The organism is Corynebacterium sp. KPL2861, from assembly GCF_040225475.1.
Lineage (GTDB): Bacteria > Actinomycetota > Actinomycetes > Mycobacteriales > Mycobacteriaceae > Corynebacterium.
The window spans coordinates 1-15978 of record NZ_JBEHFW010000003.1; the positions used below are offsets into that span (position 1 = coordinate 1).

General features: G+C 57.4%; 15 protein-coding genes. 9 read left to right on the forward strand and 6 right to left on the reverse strand.

Annotated features, from left to right (window positions below):
- The coding region (locus tag ABRP84_RS02830) for a biotin/lipoyl-containing protein (RefSeq protein WP_349852653.1) at window positions 1–812 on the reverse strand (812 nt) is incomplete at its 3' end.
- A 125-nt stretch (window positions 813–937) separates the two neighbouring features.
- On the opposite strand from ABRP84_RS02830, the gene ABRP84_RS02835 reads away from it, so the two are divergent.
- The gene (locus ABRP84_RS02835; RefSeq protein WP_349852654.1) at window positions 938–1348 is read left to right on the forward strand and encodes an oxidoreductase; all 411 of its coding nucleotides are present in this window, start codon (window positions 938–940) and stop codon (window positions 1346–1348) included.
- A gap of 5 nt (window positions 1349–1353) precedes the next feature.
- Here ABRP84_RS02835 and ABRP84_RS02840 read toward each other — a convergent pair whose 3' ends face one another.
- Window positions 1354–1890 carry an isochorismatase family protein gene (locus ABRP84_RS02840; protein WP_349852655.1) on the reverse strand — a complete coding sequence of 179 codons (537 nt, stop codon included), beginning with the start codon at window positions 1888–1890 and terminating at the stop codon, window positions 1354–1356.
- A gap of 38 nt (window positions 1891–1928) precedes the next feature.
- Window positions 1929–3425: a leucyl aminopeptidase gene (locus ABRP84_RS02845; protein WP_349852656.1), complete on the reverse strand. Its 1497-nt coding sequence runs from the start codon at window positions 3423–3425 to the stop codon at window positions 1929–1931.
- Between the two features lie 105 nt (window positions 3426–3530).
- Here ABRP84_RS02845 and ABRP84_RS02850 point away from each other — a divergent pair, with 105 nt between their 5' ends.
- Window positions 3531–4625 (forward strand): branched-chain amino acid aminotransferase, encoded by a 1095-nt coding sequence (locus ABRP84_RS02850; RefSeq protein WP_034659188.1) that lies wholly within the window; start codon window positions 3531–3533, stop codon window positions 4623–4625.
- Between the two features lie 45 nt (window positions 4626–4670).
- On the opposite strand, the gene ABRP84_RS02855 is transcribed toward ABRP84_RS02850, so the two are convergent.
- Window positions 4671–5447, reverse strand: coding sequence for a nicotinate-nucleotide--dimethylbenzimidazole phosphoribosyltransferase (locus tag ABRP84_RS02855; RefSeq protein ID WP_023027915.1), 777 nt, complete (start codon window positions 5445–5447; stop codon window positions 4671–4673).
- Window positions 5448–5459: 12 nt separating this feature from the next.
- Complete coding sequence (locus ABRP84_RS02860; RefSeq protein WP_034659101.1) at window positions 5460–6140, reverse strand: DUF3043 domain-containing protein; 681 nt, start codon at window positions 6138–6140, stop codon at window positions 5460–5462.
- A 142-nt stretch (window positions 6141–6282) separates the two neighbouring features.
- Here ABRP84_RS02860 and ABRP84_RS02865 point away from each other — a divergent pair, with 142 nt between their 5' ends.
- Window positions 6283–6627: a HesB/IscA family protein gene (locus tag ABRP84_RS02865; protein ID WP_005283948.1), complete on the forward strand. Its 345-nt coding sequence runs from the start codon at window positions 6283–6285 to the stop codon at window positions 6625–6627.
- A 92-nt stretch (window positions 6628–6719) separates the two neighbouring features.
- Here ABRP84_RS02865 and asnB read toward each other — a convergent pair whose 3' ends face one another.
- Window positions 6720–8642 (reverse strand): asparagine synthase (glutamine-hydrolyzing), encoded by a 1923-nt coding sequence (gene asnB, locus ABRP84_RS02870; RefSeq protein ID WP_349852657.1) that lies wholly within the window; start codon window positions 8640–8642, stop codon window positions 6720–6722.
- Window positions 8643–9030: 388 nt separating this feature from the next.
- On the opposite strand from asnB, the gene ctaC reads away from it, so the two are divergent.
- From ctaC to qcrB, 6 genes are all read left to right on the forward strand, one after another.
- Entirely contained in the window at window positions 9031–10104 is a 1074-nt protein-coding gene (gene ctaC / locus ABRP84_RS02875; protein WP_023023134.1) for an aa3-type cytochrome oxidase subunit II, read from the forward strand.
- A 19-nt stretch (window positions 10105–10123) separates the two neighbouring features.
- The gene (gene ctaF, locus ABRP84_RS02880; RefSeq protein WP_023023132.1) at window positions 10124–10555 is read left to right on the forward strand and encodes an aa3-type cytochrome oxidase subunit IV; all 432 of its coding nucleotides are present in this window, start codon (window positions 10124–10126) and stop codon (window positions 10553–10555) included.
- A gap of 540 nt (window positions 10556–11095) precedes the next feature.
- On the forward strand, window positions 11096–11707 hold the full coding sequence (ctaE, locus tag ABRP84_RS02885) for an aa3-type cytochrome oxidase subunit III (RefSeq protein ID WP_502879774.1): 612 nt from the start codon (window positions 11096–11098) through the stop codon (window positions 11705–11707).
- Window positions 11708–11763: 56 nt separating this feature from the next.
- Window positions 11764–12651 carry a cytochrome bc1 complex diheme cytochrome c subunit gene (qcrC, locus tag ABRP84_RS02890; protein ID WP_005283937.1) on the forward strand — a complete coding sequence of 296 codons (888 nt, stop codon included), beginning with the start codon at window positions 11764–11766 and terminating at the stop codon, window positions 12649–12651.
- A complete protein-coding gene (gene qcrA, locus ABRP84_RS02895) occupies window positions 12648–13868 on the forward strand; it encodes a cytochrome bc1 complex Rieske iron-sulfur subunit (protein ID WP_034659105.1) in 1221 nt (406 codons plus the stop codon). Before qcrC ends, qcrA begins: the two co-directional genes overlap by 4 nt.
- Entirely contained in the window at window positions 13868–15490 is a 1623-nt protein-coding gene (qcrB, locus tag ABRP84_RS02900) for a cytochrome bc1 complex cytochrome b subunit (protein WP_023023124.1), read from the forward strand. The genes qcrA and qcrB overlap by 1 nt, the downstream gene beginning before the upstream one ends.
- Window positions 15491–15978 lie beyond the last annotated feature (488 nt).

The following is a 15978-nucleotide window of genomic DNA, read 5'->3' on the forward strand; positions in this document are numbered from 1 at the left end:
TCGCCGACGGACTTGAGCCACTGGGTAATGGTGCCTTCGGTGACGGATTCGCCGAGTTCAGGCATCTCCACATCGGTTGCTTCGCCGGAGGACTTGGCAGAGGAGTCAGACTTGGACTCTTCCTTGTCTTCGGACTTGGTTTCTTCCTTTTCTTCGGACTTGTCGTCGTCGGAGTCGGAGTCGTCGGAGGATGGTGCGGCGTTTTCGTCGCCGACGCGGGCGATGGCTTCGCCGACCTCGATGGTGTCGTCTTCTTCGGCGAGGATTTCTACCAGGGTGCCGGCGACGGGGGAAGGAATTTCGGTGTCGACCTTGTCGGTGGAGACCTCGAGCAGTGGTTCGTCTACCTCGACGGTGTCGCCGACGGACTTGAGCCACTGGGTAATGGTGCCTTCGGTGACGGATTCGCCGAGTTCAGGCATCTCCACATCGGTGGTCTCACCAGAAGCCTGGGAGCTAGAGCCAGACTTCTTCTCGTCCTTTTCTTCCTTCTCCTCGGACTTGGATTCTTCCTTGTCCTCAGACTTATCGTCATCGGAGTCATCAGAATCATCGGAAGAGGAGCCAGCCTCGTCTTCATCACCGATGAGCGCGATCACCTCGCCGACCTCGATGGTGTCGTCTTCTTCGGCCTTGATTTCTAGGATGGTGCCGGCCACGGGAGAAGGGATTTCGGTGTCGACCTTGTCGGTGGAGACCTCGAGCAAAGGCTCGTCCACCTCGACGGTGTCGCCGACGGACTTAAGCCACTGGGTAATGGTGCCTTCGGTTACGGACTCGCCCAGCTCGGGCATCTCAACGGAGTTCGCCATGAGTTTTAAGACTCCTCGAAAAGTTGGAAGTATTCTATCGCTACCGCACAATCTTACAGCGTGATGCCCGTCATCGTGCAGTAGTGGGGTTAGTAATACCCTCCATGCGGGTAAACTAGTGGGTTATGTTCAACCTCTTCCGCCGCAATAAGTCCCGATCGCCACTGCGACCGCCCCGCGGTCCGGGAGAAACTATTCGCCCGGAAGATGAACAAGAGCTCAAAATGTGGGCGGCCGATAAGGCATTTGTCGAGGCATTTATCGAGCCTGAGACCGTGGTCAATGAAATGTCTGTGGTCGTGGTGGATGAAAATGGTGAGTTTATTCGCCGGCGCATCGGCGGGCCGAAGGGGATTGACGCGGTAAGAAAACTATTGCAATGCGACGTTTTTGATGTCGAAGAAACCGGGTACCCCCAACGCATGCGCGAGCGCATGGAACGCCAACGCATCTTGCGTAAAAGGGAAGAACAGCGCCTTCGCCGCGCCCGTTTTGAGCGCGGGGAGAACCCTGATTCGGGGCAAGACTTAAGTTAATCGGCCTAGATAATGGTGGCGCCGGCCTTTCCTAGCCTTGCCAGGGCGGCATCCCCGCGGTCTGCATCAACAGGGGAGCAGTACTCGCTTAAGACGCGGACGGAAAAACCTTCCTTTAAAGCATCCGCTGCGGTTGCTTGCACGCAGTGATCCGTGGCAATGCCGACGATGTCTACTGCGTCGATAGCGTGCTCGCGCAGCCAATCTGCGAGCAAAACGCCATTCGCTGCGCCCTCGAAACCGGAGTATGCTGCGGTGTATTCGCCCTTGCGGAAATATGCTAGCGCAGGCCCGATGGCCTCGTGCATCTGGGCCCCATAGGAATCAGCAACGCAGTGCACCGGCCAAGAATCGACAAAATCCGGGTCCTCCGCAAAGTGGGAACCCGGATCGATGTGCCAGTCCTGCGTGGCAACGACGGTGTCATACTCGGTCTGCAAAGAAGCGATCTTCTCCGCAACCTCGTTGCCGCGATCGGTGCCGAGCGCGCCGGCTGGGCAAAAATCGTGTTGGACATCAACGATGATTAAAGCAGTGTTCATAACTCCGCTATTTTATGCCCAGTCGGCGGCGCGGGGTATTACTTTGATTCAGCAATCTCGCGCAGGGCAGCGATGACGGTGCGGGTAGGAACGCCCGTACCCATCTTTGGCGTGTAGCCATAGGCACCGGTGGTATTGAAGGAAGGCCCAGCGACATCGATATGTGCCCATTCGATGCCCTCGCCTACGAAGTGCTTCAGATAAGTACCGGCGTATTCCATGCCGCCTTCGCGCTTGGCGTTGATATTGCGGATATCTGCGCTGGCGGATTTCACGGATTCATCGTGCTCTTCCAATAGCGGCATGGCCCATGCGTTTTCGCCTACCTCGCGGCCGATGCTGGCCATGCGGTCGCGGAAGTCCTCCGAACCCATGACGCCGGCGGTGCGCCCGCCCAAGGCGACCATCTGGGCGCCGGTCAGCGTGGCGGTTTCGATGAGGAAGTCGGGCTTATCCTCGCTGGCGCGCGCGATGGCATCGGCAAGCACCAAGCGGCCCTCTGCATCGGTGTTGAGTACCTCAGAGGTAATGCCGCCGTAGTGGGTGATGACATCGCCCGGGCGGGTGGCATTATCGCCTGGCATGTTTTCCGCCAGCGGCAGGGTAGCGGTGATCTTCACTGGCAGGTTGAGCTTTGCCGCGGCGATGATGGAGGCGGCCATAGCAGCGGAACCGCCCATATCGGAAATCATGTCCCACATGCCAGAGCCTGGCTTCAAGGAAATGCCGCCGGTATCGAAGGTGATGCCCTTGCCCACGAGCGCCACGTGTTTCTTTGCCTTCTTGGGGCTCCAGCTCAGGCGCACCAAGCGCGGCGGGCGAGCGGAACCGCGACCAACCGCAGTGATGCCGCCAAAACCCTGCTTCTTCAATGCCTTTTCATCCAAGATTTCTACATCGAGGCCTACCTCTTCAGCCTGGGCGGAGAGGAAGTCTGCATAAGACTCTGGGTACAGCAGGTTCGACGGGGTATTGACCAGATCGCGGGCAATGAGCACGGATTCTGCGGTGATCTTCGCTGCCTCGAACTCCTCGCGCGCGGACTTTTCTGCCACCACGGTAAAAGCGGCGGGCTGCTCGGAATCCTTGCCGGGCTTAGAGCGCAGCCCCTTGAACTTGTAGCCGCCCAAGATGAGGCCTTCTACAGTGGGCGCGATTCCAAAATCCCCCAGGGACGTGGCTACCTCTTCCAGCTTGGAAATCGAGCGTGCGGCGCTGCCGGCGGCGCGGCGCAAGGCTTCTGCATCGAGGTCCTCTGCATCGCCGAGGCCGACGGCAATGACGGAATCTGCCTCCGCCTTCTTGGGGGCGGGTATGCGGGTGACCTCGTTGGCCTTACCGGTTGCCCCCACGGCAATGAGAGACTCGTACGCTTCCCGCAGCTCGGCTGACTTGAGCAGCGAGGTTCCTGGAAGCTCAATGCCATCTTCGCCTTCGAATGCCGCGATAAGTAGGGCCTGCGTGTTCTTCGGAGCCTTCTTTTCTAGCGTAAGTTCCGGAAATTCCCCACGTGCGGGTACAGCGTGCTGAGACATAATATCCTCCTTTTTAATTGGTACTAATGAAACTTTCGCCCATAATACCGCGCTAAAGTGAACATATTCCTACCCGGCTATAGATAAAAGGAGTAGATTGTGGGCATGCTTGATTACACGATTACCCGTACGAATCAGCCAACGGCGGCAGCAGATTTAGATAAAATCCTGGCCAATCCAGGCTTCGGCCAGTACTTTACGGACCACATGGTTACCATTGATTGGTCCACGGACAAGGGCTGGCATGATGCACAGGTCCGTCCCTACGGTCCGCTTACGATGGACCCGGCGAGCAACGTCTTCCACTACGGCCAGGCCGTATTCGAGGGCATTAAGGCCTACCGCCAGCCCGATGACTCCATCGTGACCTTCCGCCCCGATCAAAACGCGCAACGCTTTATTAATTCGGCGCAGCGCTTGGCGATGCCCGAGCTACCGCAAGAAGAGTTCATCGAGGCGCTGCGCCAACTGGTGGACATCGATAAGAGCTGGGTTCCAGAGGCCGGCGGGGAAGCATCGCTCTACCTGCGCCCCTTTATGATTTCTACCGAGGTATCGCTGGGCGTTCACCCGGCTAATGCGTATCGTTTCATTCTCTTGGCCTCGCCCGCCGGTGCGTATTTTAGCGGCGGCATTAAGCCTGTTTCGGTGTGGTTATCTACCGATTATGTCCGCTCCGCGCCGGGCGGAACCGGTGCCGCGAAATTCGCCGGCAATTACGCTGGCTCCTTGTTGGCGCAGGCCCAGGCCGAAGAAAAGGGTTGTGACCAGGTGGTGTGGCTGGATGCCATCGAACGCCGGTATATCGAAGAGATGGGCGGGATGAACCTCATGTTCGTCTACGGCACCGGCGACGACGCCGAGATCGTCACCCCGGCGCTATCCGGTTCCCTGCTTCCCGGTATTACCCGCCAATCCCTGCTGCAGGTCGCTGAAGACATGGGGTACAAGGTTACCGAGCGGCGCATTACCGCCGAAGAATGGCAGCGAGATGTGGAATCAGGGAAGATGGCCGAGGCCTTTGCCTGCGGTACCGCCGCCGTCATCACGCCTGTGGGGCGCATCCTTGGTGAGGATACCGATTTCAGCGTTAACAATAACGAGGCCGGCGAGGTCTCCATGGCTTTGCGCGAGCGCCTGACCGGTATCCAGCGCGGTGCTGTGGAGGATGCCCACGGCTGGTTGCACAATTTGGTCTAGCACGCCACGGTGAAACGCTGCGCGAGGAGGACCTGCGCCGCGCAGTTAGGCCTCTGCCTGCGCGGCGTCCGCGGTAATTTCTACGCCCAACAATAAAAGGGGTAGGGCAGACAAGGCGCCGAGCGCCGGTACTGGCTCCATTTGCAGATCCAATAGGGGCTTCAGCCGCAGCTTCTTTAAGGCCAACCCGTGAGCTGGCTGCGGCGTGATATTGGTGGCAAGGATCCAGTCGTGGATCCGCGTGTCTGCGGCGGCGCATACGGTGGCGGTGGCGGTTAAGGGGGCATCGACAAGCAGGGGCGTGCGCCGCCTAGCCGCCTGGGACATAAAGCCCACCAGCGCGGCCAATACGGGGGAGCCGCAGGCCTTAATGAGCTCCCGCCCAGTCAGATCGCGCATCCGAAACATGGAATCGCGAATGGCCGCAACCTCGGCCTTCCAAGCCTCGACGCTCGGCTGCTTGCCGACGACCACCACCGGTTCCTCCTGCGCCAAGACACCCATGACGGCCGCGGCAACCTGCGTGCTGTCGATGCCGCCCGGAATAAGCAGATCCGCACCACCATCGATTTCCGCATCCGCCGCCTGCACGCCTAGGTCATAGGCCGAGGAGCAATCCGTCACCGTGACGGATTTAATGCTGGCCTCAACCCGCCGTGCGGCGGTCTCCGTGGCCTGTGGGATCTCCTCACCATCCTCGGTGAAGATGATGGCCCGCACCCGCTGTGGCTCGGAGGCGGGGGAGCGATCCTGGCAGGCGGCTAGCCACTGTGCGGCATCGCTTAGCCGGCCGTAGGGATAAAGCTGCGAGGAATCAGCCATCAGCGTGTTTCCTTAAACGTCGGCCCCGCGCTCTACGCGCGGGCGAGGAATGCGCCACTTGCGGGGCTGGCTGGCGCGGGAAAATGCGTAGAATCCCAGGCCAAAGCCGGTGGCGGTGGTTCCGGGGAACTTCTTGCGGACAGCATTATTAGCACGGCGGCCCAGCCAGATGCCGTCGATGGCGAAGATGAGGATAACCACCATCGCAATCGCATTGATGAGGCCGGCGATGCTTGGAGCCGCATAGGTCACAAAGACCACGACGATAAGGGCAAGCGCCATCGGCATTACCCATTCCGAAAGCGTACGGCGGGCATCGATCCAATCTCGCACGTAGGCGCGCTCTTCACCCTGGTCGCGGGCTGGGAGGAAGCGCGGATCGCCTTCAGCCATGCGCTCTTGGCTTTCGCGGTTGCGCTGGTTGCGCTCCTTGCGCTCTTGCTTTTTATATTCTTTCCACTCGTCCTTGCTCATGGACTTTTTGAGTTCCTTGCGGCGCTTATAGCGCTGCGCATCGGATACCCCATGTGGATCGCGCTTTACGCCGCGCGCGATTTCTTGTTCCTGGCGCTTTGGCGTGGGACGACCTTTCGGAGGGGTATACCCCTTGCGGTGGGTTTCTTCCTGAACTTCTTCCTGCGCGGGAGCGGGTTCAGGGGAGGTCTTGTCATCTTTTTGCCACGGAAGTTTCACGCTGATCAGACTACAAGGTTTCGGCCCCAAGAGGGGAATAGGCCCGCCCACGGCGTTGTTATTACTATGGGCTACCTTTTCCCTCCTCGTAGATGCGGGTAGGGTAGTGGCTACGCAACCAAGACACATTTGAGGAGAAGTGATGACCGCTCCAGTTTCCGAAACCGGCGTCATTCTGACCGAGGCCGCAGCCGCAAAGGCAAAGGGCCTGCTTGATCAGGAAGGCCGCGACGATCTCTCCCTGCGCATCGCAGTGCAGCCCGGCGGCTGCGCTGGCCTGCGCTACCAGCTCTACTTCGATGACCGCAGCCTTGATGGCGACAAGGTCGACGAGGTGGGTGGAATCAAGCTCGTCGTGGACAAGATGTCCGTGCCGTACCTTACCGGTGCCAAGATCGACTTCGCTGACACCATCGAGTCCCAGGGATTTACCATCGATAACCCGAATGCCACCGGCTCCTGCGCGTGTGGCGATTCCTTCAACTAAACAGAAGGATAAAGAAAGAGGGTGAGTGCTTCTCGGCGCTCACCCTCTTTTTATGTCTTTAAAGCTCGGTGTGGAACTTTACCCAGCCCAGGTTAAAGCTTGACCGGGTAGTCGCGCTGTTCAATCTGCGGGTCGATGCGCTTTTCCACAAAGATGCCGTGCCAGATCATAAAGGAAAGCACCGTCCACAGGCGGCGGGAGTGATCGGAGACGCCATCGCGGTGCTCCTTGAGCATCTCCAGAACTTCCTTCTTGTTGAAGATGTCCTCGGTCTGGGAATCGTTGATGGTGTCTTGCGCCCAGCCGTAGAGCTCGTCGCCGGCGAGCCAGTGGCGCATGGGAACCGGAAAGCCCAGCTTCTTGCGGTTGAGCACGTGCGCGGGGACGATCTGTTCCATGGCCTTGCGCAGCGCATACTTGGTGGTGCCGTGGGAGATTTTCAGGTTATGCGGGATGGATTCTGCGACCTTGAATACTTCCTTATCTAGGAATGGCACGCGCAGCTCCAAGGAGTTGGCCATGTTGATCTTATCAGCCTTGACTAGGATGTCACCGCGCATCCAGGTAAATAGGTCAAGGTGCTGCATGCGGGCTACTGGGTCAAAGTCTTCCGACTGCGCATAGATGGGCGCGGTGACCTCGCGGTGATCCCACTCGCGCTTGGCCCATGGGATAACGCGCTGCATCTGCTCAAAGTTAAAGGAACGTGCGTTGCCGTAGTAGCGCTCCTCCATGGTCATGGAGCCGCGGTTGAGCAAGGACTTGCCCTTCATGCCTTCCGGCAGCACGCGGGAAAGCTTGCCCAATCCCTGGCGCAGCGGAGAAGGGATTTTCTCGAATGGCGCGAGCGACAGTGGCTCCTTATAGATGGTGTAGCCGCCGAAAAGCTCATCGGCACCCTCACCGGACAGGACCACCTTGACGTGCTTGCGGGCCTCTTGGGCCACGAAGTACAGCGGCACGAGGGAAGGATCGGCGACCGGGTTATCCAGGTACCACATAATCTTTGGGATCGACTCGGCGTATTCTTCCGGCGAGACGATCTTCACGATGTGCTCTACGCCGATGGCTGCCGCCGATTCTGCGGCCACGTCCACCTCGGAATAGCCTTCGCGCTCGAAACCAGTGGTGAAGGTCAGCAGATCTGGGTTGTGTCGCTTGGCCAGGGTAGCGATGGCGGTGGAGTCGATGCCGCCAGAGAGGAAGGAACCAACGGTGACATCGGCACGCATGTGCTTGGCGACGGAATCCTCCAGCGCTTCTGCAATGCGGTCAAAAAGCTGCTGCTTTTCGCCTTCAGGCACCTGCTGGACCGGGAAACGTGGCTTGAAGTAGCGCTCGGATACGACGTCCTCGCCCGGCTTCAAGGTGACCGTACAGCCGGATTCCACGCGGCGGATATTGGCGTGCAACGATTCCGGTTCCGGTACGTATTGTAGGTCTACGTAGTGCTCAATGGCGCGTCGGTCAAGGCTGAGATCTAGACCAATGTCCTCAGCCATGTCTAGGATGCACTTCATCTCGGAGGCGAAGACCGTGCCAGCGTCCGTGGTGGCAAAGTAAAGCGGCTTGATGCCGAACTGGTCGCGCGCGGCAAACATTGTCTTGGTCTTGGTATCCCAAATGACGATGCCAAACATGCCACGGAGGTGCTCAACGACGTCCTTGCCCCAGTGGTGGTAGCCCACCGCAATGGGCTCGCCGTCGCCTTCCGTATAGAAGGTGTAGCCCAAAGCCTTAAGTTCTTCGCGGAGCTCAACGTAGTTGTAGATCTCGCCGTTAAACGTAAGGGCATATCGTTCAGGCTCGTCCTCCGGGCCCCAGCGCAGGGGCTGGTGGGAATGTTCCAAGTCGATAATGGACAGGCGGTTAAAGCCGAAGGCGGCGTCGCCATCATGCCAAGTGCCGGCTGCGTCCGGTCCGCGGTGGTGCATGCAAGGAAGTGACCGCTCCAGCGCGTCGACATATTTGTCCACGTTACCGGTGGCCGCGAGCATGCCAAGAAGTCCGCACATGTAAAGATAGCTCCTTTTAATTAAGCGACTAGTGCTCGTTGTCCTACTTTACGGTGCGCGGGGTGGAAACCAGAAAGCGCCACGGTTTGGAAGAAGCTGTAGAAAAGCTTAAATTAAGCTTCCCCGTAAGGGTGCGAACTTTCGGATGATGGCTGGAACAGCACCCTGTGAGTTAAGGCACATGGTGAAGGCGCAGACAGGGGGTGCGGTTGGAACATTGTGCAGGTGGGGCGGTAACCTACTGAATCGTGGATATAAATTGAGCGCCCTGGGTCTCCTTTAAAGCTTCAAAAAGGCTGGGAACCAAGCATTTATCCATTATTCTGATTGGGTAAGGGTGCTCTGTGAGTATTCGAGAAGTTTGTGTGGACAGAAAGGCAGAACACACGTGGGACAGCGTAATAAGCGCACCTTCGCCCGTAAGGCGGGCGTAGCTGGCGCACTTGCCCTAGGCGGTCTCGCCCTGGCTGGTTGTGACGTTCAGGCGCCAACTGCTGTAGAGAACCTCCTGGGATTCGGTTGGCCAAAGGGTGTGACCCCTGAGGCTGAGGCAATGTACAACTTCTGGATCTGGGTCTGGGTAGCAGCTTGGATTGTCGGCTTCGTTATGTGGGGCCTCTTCCTTACTGCAATCTTCCGCTGGAGCGCGAAGAAGGCAAAGCGTGATGGGAAGGGTGAATTCCCGCGCCAGACGCAGTACAACGTGCCATTGGAAATGGTATTGACCATCGTTCCAATCCTGATCATCATGACCTTGTTCTTCTTCACGGTGCAGACCCAGCAGAAGGTCACCGCATTGGATAAGGATCCAAAGGTCACCGTTGACGTCACGGCATTCCAGTGGAACTGGAAGTTCGGCTACGCCGAGAACCACGTCAACGGTGAGAACTACAACGGTGCGGACGAAGCGCGTCAGGCTGAAGCGGAAAAGACCGCCCATGACCCTGAGGGTGTGGACAACCCCAACCCAATTCACGGTAAGTCCAAGGGCGACCTTTCCTACCTCAACTACAACAAGATTGAGACCGTAGGCTCCACCGAAGAGGTTCCGGTTCTGGTGCTTCCTTCCGATACCGCCATCGAGTTCCGTCTGGCTTCCGCTGACGTTTCTCACGCGTTCTGGGTACCGGAGTTCTTGTTCAAGCGCGACGTGTACGCACACCCTGAGGCCAACGCCCAGGAGCGCAGCTTCCAGATCGAATCGATTGATAAGCAAGGCGCCTTTGTTGGCCGCTGTGCTGAGATGTGCGGTACCTACCACTCCATGATGAACTTCGAGATTCGCGTTGTGTCCCCAGAGGACTTCAATGCTTACATGGACTTCCGTGAGAAGAACCCGAATGCCACCAACGCTGAGGCGTTGAAGGAAATTGGCCAGGATCCGTACGCAGTTACCACCCACCCGTTCTCCGGCGAGCGTGACACCGCCGATGGTGACAACTCCGTCAAGACCGCGGCATAAGAGATAAGGACATTACACAATGCGTGCAACATCGAAAGTCTTTTACTCAATCGCGACTTACCTTTTCGTCTCGCTGATTGTTTATATCTTTGGCGTCACCCTCGTGAAGGATGATGGTTACCTCTACGGCGCCGAGTGGGTTGGCATCGTGGGTATGTTCCTCTCCGTCGTGCTCTGCCTTATGCTGGGCGGCTACCTTCACTTCACCGATAACCGCAGCGACGTTCTACCGGAAGACTGGGAAGAAGCAGAGACCGAAGACTCCGCTGGTATCTTGGGCTTCTTCTCGCCGAGCTCCATCTGGCCACTGGCCATGGCTGGTTCCATCGGTTTCTTGGGCCTAGGCGTCATCTTCCTTTACTACTGGCTCATCGCCTTGGGCGCTGTCTGCTTGATTGCAGCTTGCGCCGGCCTGTCCCTGCAGTATGGCCTGCCTAAGGAAAAGCACTAGTACTTAGCTAGTCGCAACCACTGCCAAAACTTCTCAGCCCTCCTCACCACGCCGTGGTGAGGAGGGCTTTGGCGATCCGCGTCGTAAATCAAATAGAAAAGTTCCCGAGGTTCCACAATTTCTTTATGGGAGGGGGAGAGGGGCTGCGCCCAGGCTTTAAGTGGGCAGCAAAAGCGCATCGTAGCACGTAAACCGCAATTTCTGCGGGGGTCAACCGAAAGTTGCAAAAGAGCGATTTTCCCCGGAAACCGCCGTGTGATTTATCTCTCTAAGAAATTTGCTGAAACCGGTTGCGGAAGAGGGTCGAATCAACGTGAGCGAGGTAGTTGAAACGGTGGGCATCGTGGCCATAGATGAAGTTTAAGGGCGTCACCTGCGTTGATGTCCCGTCGTAAAAGAATGCAAAAAGTTCCCGCGTTATTAATCTTGATAGGCCTCAAGATATTCCTTATCGGTAGCTGGCAATTTAGTGAAAACCGAATAGAGGAAGCGGGGGGAATTGAAGTGACTTTAGCGTCCAGAACAGCCATAATTACCACTGTGACGAGCGTAGTTTCTAACCAAGGTATGACAGCACCACGTGTTGCCTCGCTGAACCGACCCAATATGGTCAGCGTGGGCACCATCGTGTTCCTGTCTCAGGAATTGATGTTCTTTGCCGGACTGTTCGCGATGTGGTTCACCTCGCGAGCGAACGGCCAGGAAGGCGATTGGGCAGAGCACACTGCCCATATCAACCTGCCAATGGGCTTTCTCATTACTGCAGTGTTGATTTCTTCCTCCGTGACCTCGCAGTTCGGCGTGTTTGCCGCAGAAAGGGGTGACGTTTACAAGCTTCGACTCTGGTACACCATCACGCTGGTATTGGGTGTTGTCTTCCTGGGCATCATGGCGTTTGAGTGGGCTGAGTTGATTCACGCAGGCGTGACGGTACAGTCCAGCGTCTTTGGTTCGGTGTTCTACATCATCACCGGCTTCCACGCTGCGCACGTAACCGCCGGTTTGATTTCCTTTGCAATCATCCTGGCGCGTATCGCTAAGTCTAAATTCACGCCGGCACAGGCTACCGCCGCGATGGCAGTGTCCTACTACTGGCACTTCGTTGACGTTGTGTGGATCGGTGTGTTCACCGTTATCTACTTGGTTCAGTAGTGTCGGCGACCCTCTCCCCAAAACAGTCCTCCCGTGTTCGAGTTATCTAAAGGAAAATGATGGATAACAATTCGCAGTCCGCGGCAGTGGAGCAGACCACTGCCTCGGCTAAGAAGACCCGCCGTCGCCGCAAGGCGAAGCGCACCCTTGCAGGTGGCTTTGCTTTGGCCATCGGTTTGACCGGCGCTGGCGTCTTGGCCTCTGCCTTGACGCCTGACGCTCAGGTCGCTACGGCGGAAAAAGATGATCAAGCCCTCGTGCAAGAGGGTAAGGACATCTACGACACCGCTTGTATCACTTGCCACGGTGCCAATCTGCAAGGCATCGAAGGCCGTGGCCCCTCTCTCGTAGGTATCGGCGCCGGCTCTGTGTACTTCCAGGTTCACTCCGGCCGTATGCCGATGATGTCCAACGACGCACAGGCAGAGCGCAAGGCTCCTCGTTACACCGAACAGCAGACCTTGGCGCTGGCCGCTTATGTTGCTGCTAACGGCGGCGGCGCAGACATTGTCTACAACGACGATGGAAGCATCGCCCAAGAATCCCTTCGCGGCGCCAACTACAACGGCCAGATTCAGGCCGAAGACGTTGCCAAGGGCTCTGAGCTTTTCCGCATGAACTGCGCATCCTGCCACAACTTCACCGGTCAGGGTGGCGCGCTGTCCTCCGGTAAGTACGCCCCGGAGCTGGCACCTGCTAACGAGCAGGAAATCTACCAGGCAATGTTGACTGGTCCGCAGAACATGCCAAAGTTCTCTGACCGTCAGCTGACTGCAGATGAAAAGAAGGACATCATCGCCTACTTGAAGTCTGCAGAAGAGACTCCGTCTCCTGCCGGTTGGGACCTTGGCGGTCTCGGCCCAGTGGCTGAAGGCCTGGCAATGTGGATTATTGGTATCAGCGCACTGTGCGCCGCTGCTATGTGGATTGGATCGCGCTCATGAGCAATGTGAAAAAGAATTACACTGACGCAGAGCTCGATAAGATGAGCAATGATGAACTTGCTGCACTTGGTACCGAGCTCGATGATGTCACCGTAGCGTTCCGCAAGGAGCGTTTCCCGGTTGAAGGTGACCCCGCGGAAAAGCGTGCGGGTCGCAATGTCGCCATTTGGCTGGCACTCTCCGTTATCGGCGGATTGGCTTTCTTGGGCGTCTACCTCTTCTGGCCTTGGCAGTACAAGCAGCTAGGGGAGGACGGCCTCGTCTGGCACACTCTCTACACCCCGCTGCTTGGTATTACCGCTGCATTGTCCATTTTCGGACTCGGCTTTGCCATCGTTCAGTACGTGAAGAAGATCCTGCCGGAAGAAATCTCCGTGCAGCGTCGCCACGATGGTCCTTCCGAAGAAGTTGACCGCCGTACTCTTACCGCTCTCTTGAACGATTCTTGGAAGACCTCCACTCTCGGCCGCCGCAAGACCATCCAAGGTCTGCTCGGTGGTGCAGGCGTTCTCTTCGGCTTGACTGTTATCGCCCCGCTTGCCGGCGCAATCCGCAATCCATGGAAGGTTCGCCACGAGGTGAACTACGCCGGTGACGGCACGCTGTGGACCTCCGGCTGGACGATGCACGAGAAAGGCGTAAAGCTTTACCTCGCTCGTGACACCGGCACCATCGCTGAGAAGCACTCCGGCGAGTCCGGCGAACACTACACCACCGAAGGCGTTACCCGCCTAGTGCGCGTTCGCCCCGAGGACTTGGCTGCCGGCGGTATGGAAACCGTCTTCCCGCTCGCGGAAGAAGACGTCAACGATGGTGACCAGTACGACGCTAAGCGCGACGTATACGAGCACCACATGCACTCCATCCACGGCAACCGCAACGCTGTGATGTTGATTCGTCTGCGCCACTCCGATGCGCAGAAGGCGATCGAGCGTGAGGGGCAGGAAAACTTCCACCACGGCGATTACTACGCCTACTCCAAGATTTGTACTCACATTGGTTGCCCAACGTCGTTGTACGAGGCACAGACCAACCGAATCCTGTGCCCCTGCCACCAGTCGCAGTTCGACGCATTGCACTACGGTAAGCCGGTCTTCGGCCCGGCCGCCCGTGCTCTGCCACAGCTGCCCATCACGGTGGACGATGAGGGCTACCTTGTTGCAGAAGGCAACTTCATTGAGCCTGTCGGTCCGGCATTCTGGGAGCGTAAGTCATAATGAGCAATAAACTCGCCCAAATGGGCAACAACATGGACGAGCGCTACAGCGCCGCCGGCGTGCTAAGGACGCAGCTGAACAAGGTCTTTCCGACCCACTGGTCCTTCATGCTCGGTGAGATGGCGCTGTACAGCTTCATCATTCTTCTACTAACCGGTACATACCTGGCGCTATTCTTTGACCCTTCCATTACGAAGGTCATCTACGACGGCACCTACGCACCGCTGAACGGCGTTGAGATGTCGCGCGCCTACGCAACGGCCCTTGATATTTCCTTCGAGGTACGTGGCGGACTCTTCGTTCGCCAGATGCACCACTGGGCAGCACTGCTGTTCATGATGTCGATGGTTGCGCACATGCTGCGTATCTTCTTCACCGGTGCTTTCCGTCGTCCGCGCGAAGCCAACTGGATTATTGGTTGCACCCTTATCCTGCTGGGCATGATCGAGGGCTTCCTCGGTTACTCCCTGCCGGATGACCTGCTTTCCGGTGTCGGTCTGCGCATTATGTCCGCCATCATCTTGGGGCTGCCGATTATCGGCACCTGGTTGCACTGGGCCATCTTCAACGGCGACTTCCCGTCCGACTTGATGCTGGACCGCTTCTACATCCTCCACGTTCTGGTCATCCCAGGCATCATCTTGGGCCTTATCGCAGCCCACTTGATCATGGTCTGGTTCCAGAAGCACACCCAGTTCCCTGGACCGGGTCGCGCAGAAAACAACGTTGTCGGTGTCCGCATTATGCCGGTCTTTGCAACTAAGGCAATTGGTATGGGCATGATGGTCGCTGGTGTGCTGGCTCTGATGTCCGGTTTGCTAACCATCAACGCTATCTGGTTGCTGGGTCCGTACAACCCCTCCCAGGTGTCTGCAGGTTCCCAGCCCGATATCTACATGCTCTGGACAGACGGTGTGGCTCGTGTCATGCCGGCTTGGGAACTGTACTTGGGCAATTACACGATTCCTTCCGCTTTCTGGGTCGCGTTGTTGTGTGGCCTGATGGTCGTACTGCTAATCACCTACCCGTTCTTGGAGAAGAAGTTCACTGGTGACGATGCGCACCACAACCTTCTGCAGCGTCCGCGTGACGTTCCTACCCGTTCCGCAATTGGTGCTGCAGCAATCGTGTTCTTCTTGTTGGTCACCTTGTCCGGTGGTAACGACCACGTTGCGCACTTCTTCCAGATTTCGCTGAATGCGATGACTTGGGTGGGACGTATCGGCTTGATTATCTTGCCGCCGATTGCCTACTTCATGACCTACCGCATCTGTGTTGGTCTGCAGCGTTCTGACCGTGAGGTGCTCGAACACGGTATCGCTACTGGTGTTATCAAGCAGCTGCCTAATGGTGCCTTTATTGAAGTCCACCAGCCGCTTGGCCCGGTTGACGAGGACGGCCATGCAGTACCGCTTGAGTACGCAGGCGCTCAGGTGCCAAAGCAACTTAACCACCTTGGTTACGCGGACTCCGAGATTCAGGGCACCTTCAGCCCGGATGATCCGGAACTCATGCGTCGCGTTCACGAGATTCACGAGGAGAACCACGAAGAGGAAGCGGAGATGTTCCGCCGCCTCAATGAGGCTAATCGTCGTGATGACGAGGAAAACGGCCGCATCTAATCTTCCCTTGGGGTAGCTCGATACACGCTCACTAGATAAGCCCGCTGTCGCCAGAAATTAGGCGGCCAGCGGGCTTATTTGTTTTGAATCTATTGTTTGATGTGGGCGGTCCTGCTGTCTTAGTTCTTTACCGCAGGCCCTTCTTCAGGAGGCTGGTGCGTATGGATTGGAAGAGGTAACTTCGCGCACTGATTTCTAAGGAGGCTGCGAGAAGTTCGCCGGTTAAGCGATCTCAGTAATGAAAATATATAGTCTCAGCTCTTGCTGAAGGCCTGCAGACGTTTCCCCGCGAAAGCTTGCGTAAAAGCTGGGTACTTCGCGCCTAATGCGCATGGTTGATGATCTCGAGAGCAAACTAAAGAACTGCCTGGCGAGCCAACTGGATTCGTCAGGCAGTATTCAAAAGCATCGGTGCGATTGGCGTCTGAATCCGATGCTTTTGTTGGGGAGTAGTGCTGGCCTATATCCGATACAACGGGGGCCTTTTC

Excerpts from the sequence above, each read along its gene's own strand:
- ABRP84_RS02835 (WP_349852654.1), top strand. The coding sequence starts at position 938 with ATGTTCAACCTCTTCCGCCGCAATAAGTCCCGATCGCCACTGCGACCG.
- ABRP84_RS02840 (WP_349852655.1), bottom strand. The coding sequence starts at position 1,890 with ATGAACACTGCTTTAATCATCGTTGATGTCCAACACGATTTTTGCCCA.
- ABRP84_RS02845 (WP_349852656.1), bottom strand. The coding sequence starts at position 3,425 with ATGTCTCAGCACGCTGTACCCGCACGTGGGGAATTTCCGGAACTTACG.
- ABRP84_RS02850 (WP_034659188.1), top strand. The coding sequence starts at position 3,531 with ATGCTTGATTACACGATTACCCGTACGAATCAGCCAACGGCGGCAGCA.
- ABRP84_RS02855 (WP_023027915.1), bottom strand. The coding sequence starts at position 5,447 with ATGGCTGATTCCTCGCAGCTTTATCCCTACGGCCGGCTAAGCGATGCC.
- ABRP84_RS02865 (WP_005283948.1), top strand. The coding sequence starts at position 6,283 with ATGACCGCTCCAGTTTCCGAAACCGGCGTCATTCTGACCGAGGCCGCA.
- asnB (WP_349852657.1), bottom strand. The coding sequence starts at position 8,642 with ATGTGCGGACTTCTTGGCATGCTCGCGGCCACCGGTAACGTGGACAAA.
- ctaF (WP_023023132.1), top strand. The coding sequence starts at position 10,124 with ATGCGTGCAACATCGAAAGTCTTTTACTCAATCGCGACTTACCTTTTC.
- qcrC (WP_005283937.1), top strand. The coding sequence starts at position 11,764 with ATGATGGATAACAATTCGCAGTCCGCGGCAGTGGAGCAGACCACTGCC.
- qcrA (WP_034659105.1), top strand. The coding sequence starts at position 12,648 with ATGAGCAATGTGAAAAAGAATTACACTGACGCAGAGCTCGATAAGATG.
- qcrB (WP_023023124.1), top strand. The coding sequence starts at position 13,868 with ATGAGCAATAAACTCGCCCAAATGGGCAACAACATGGACGAGCGCTAC.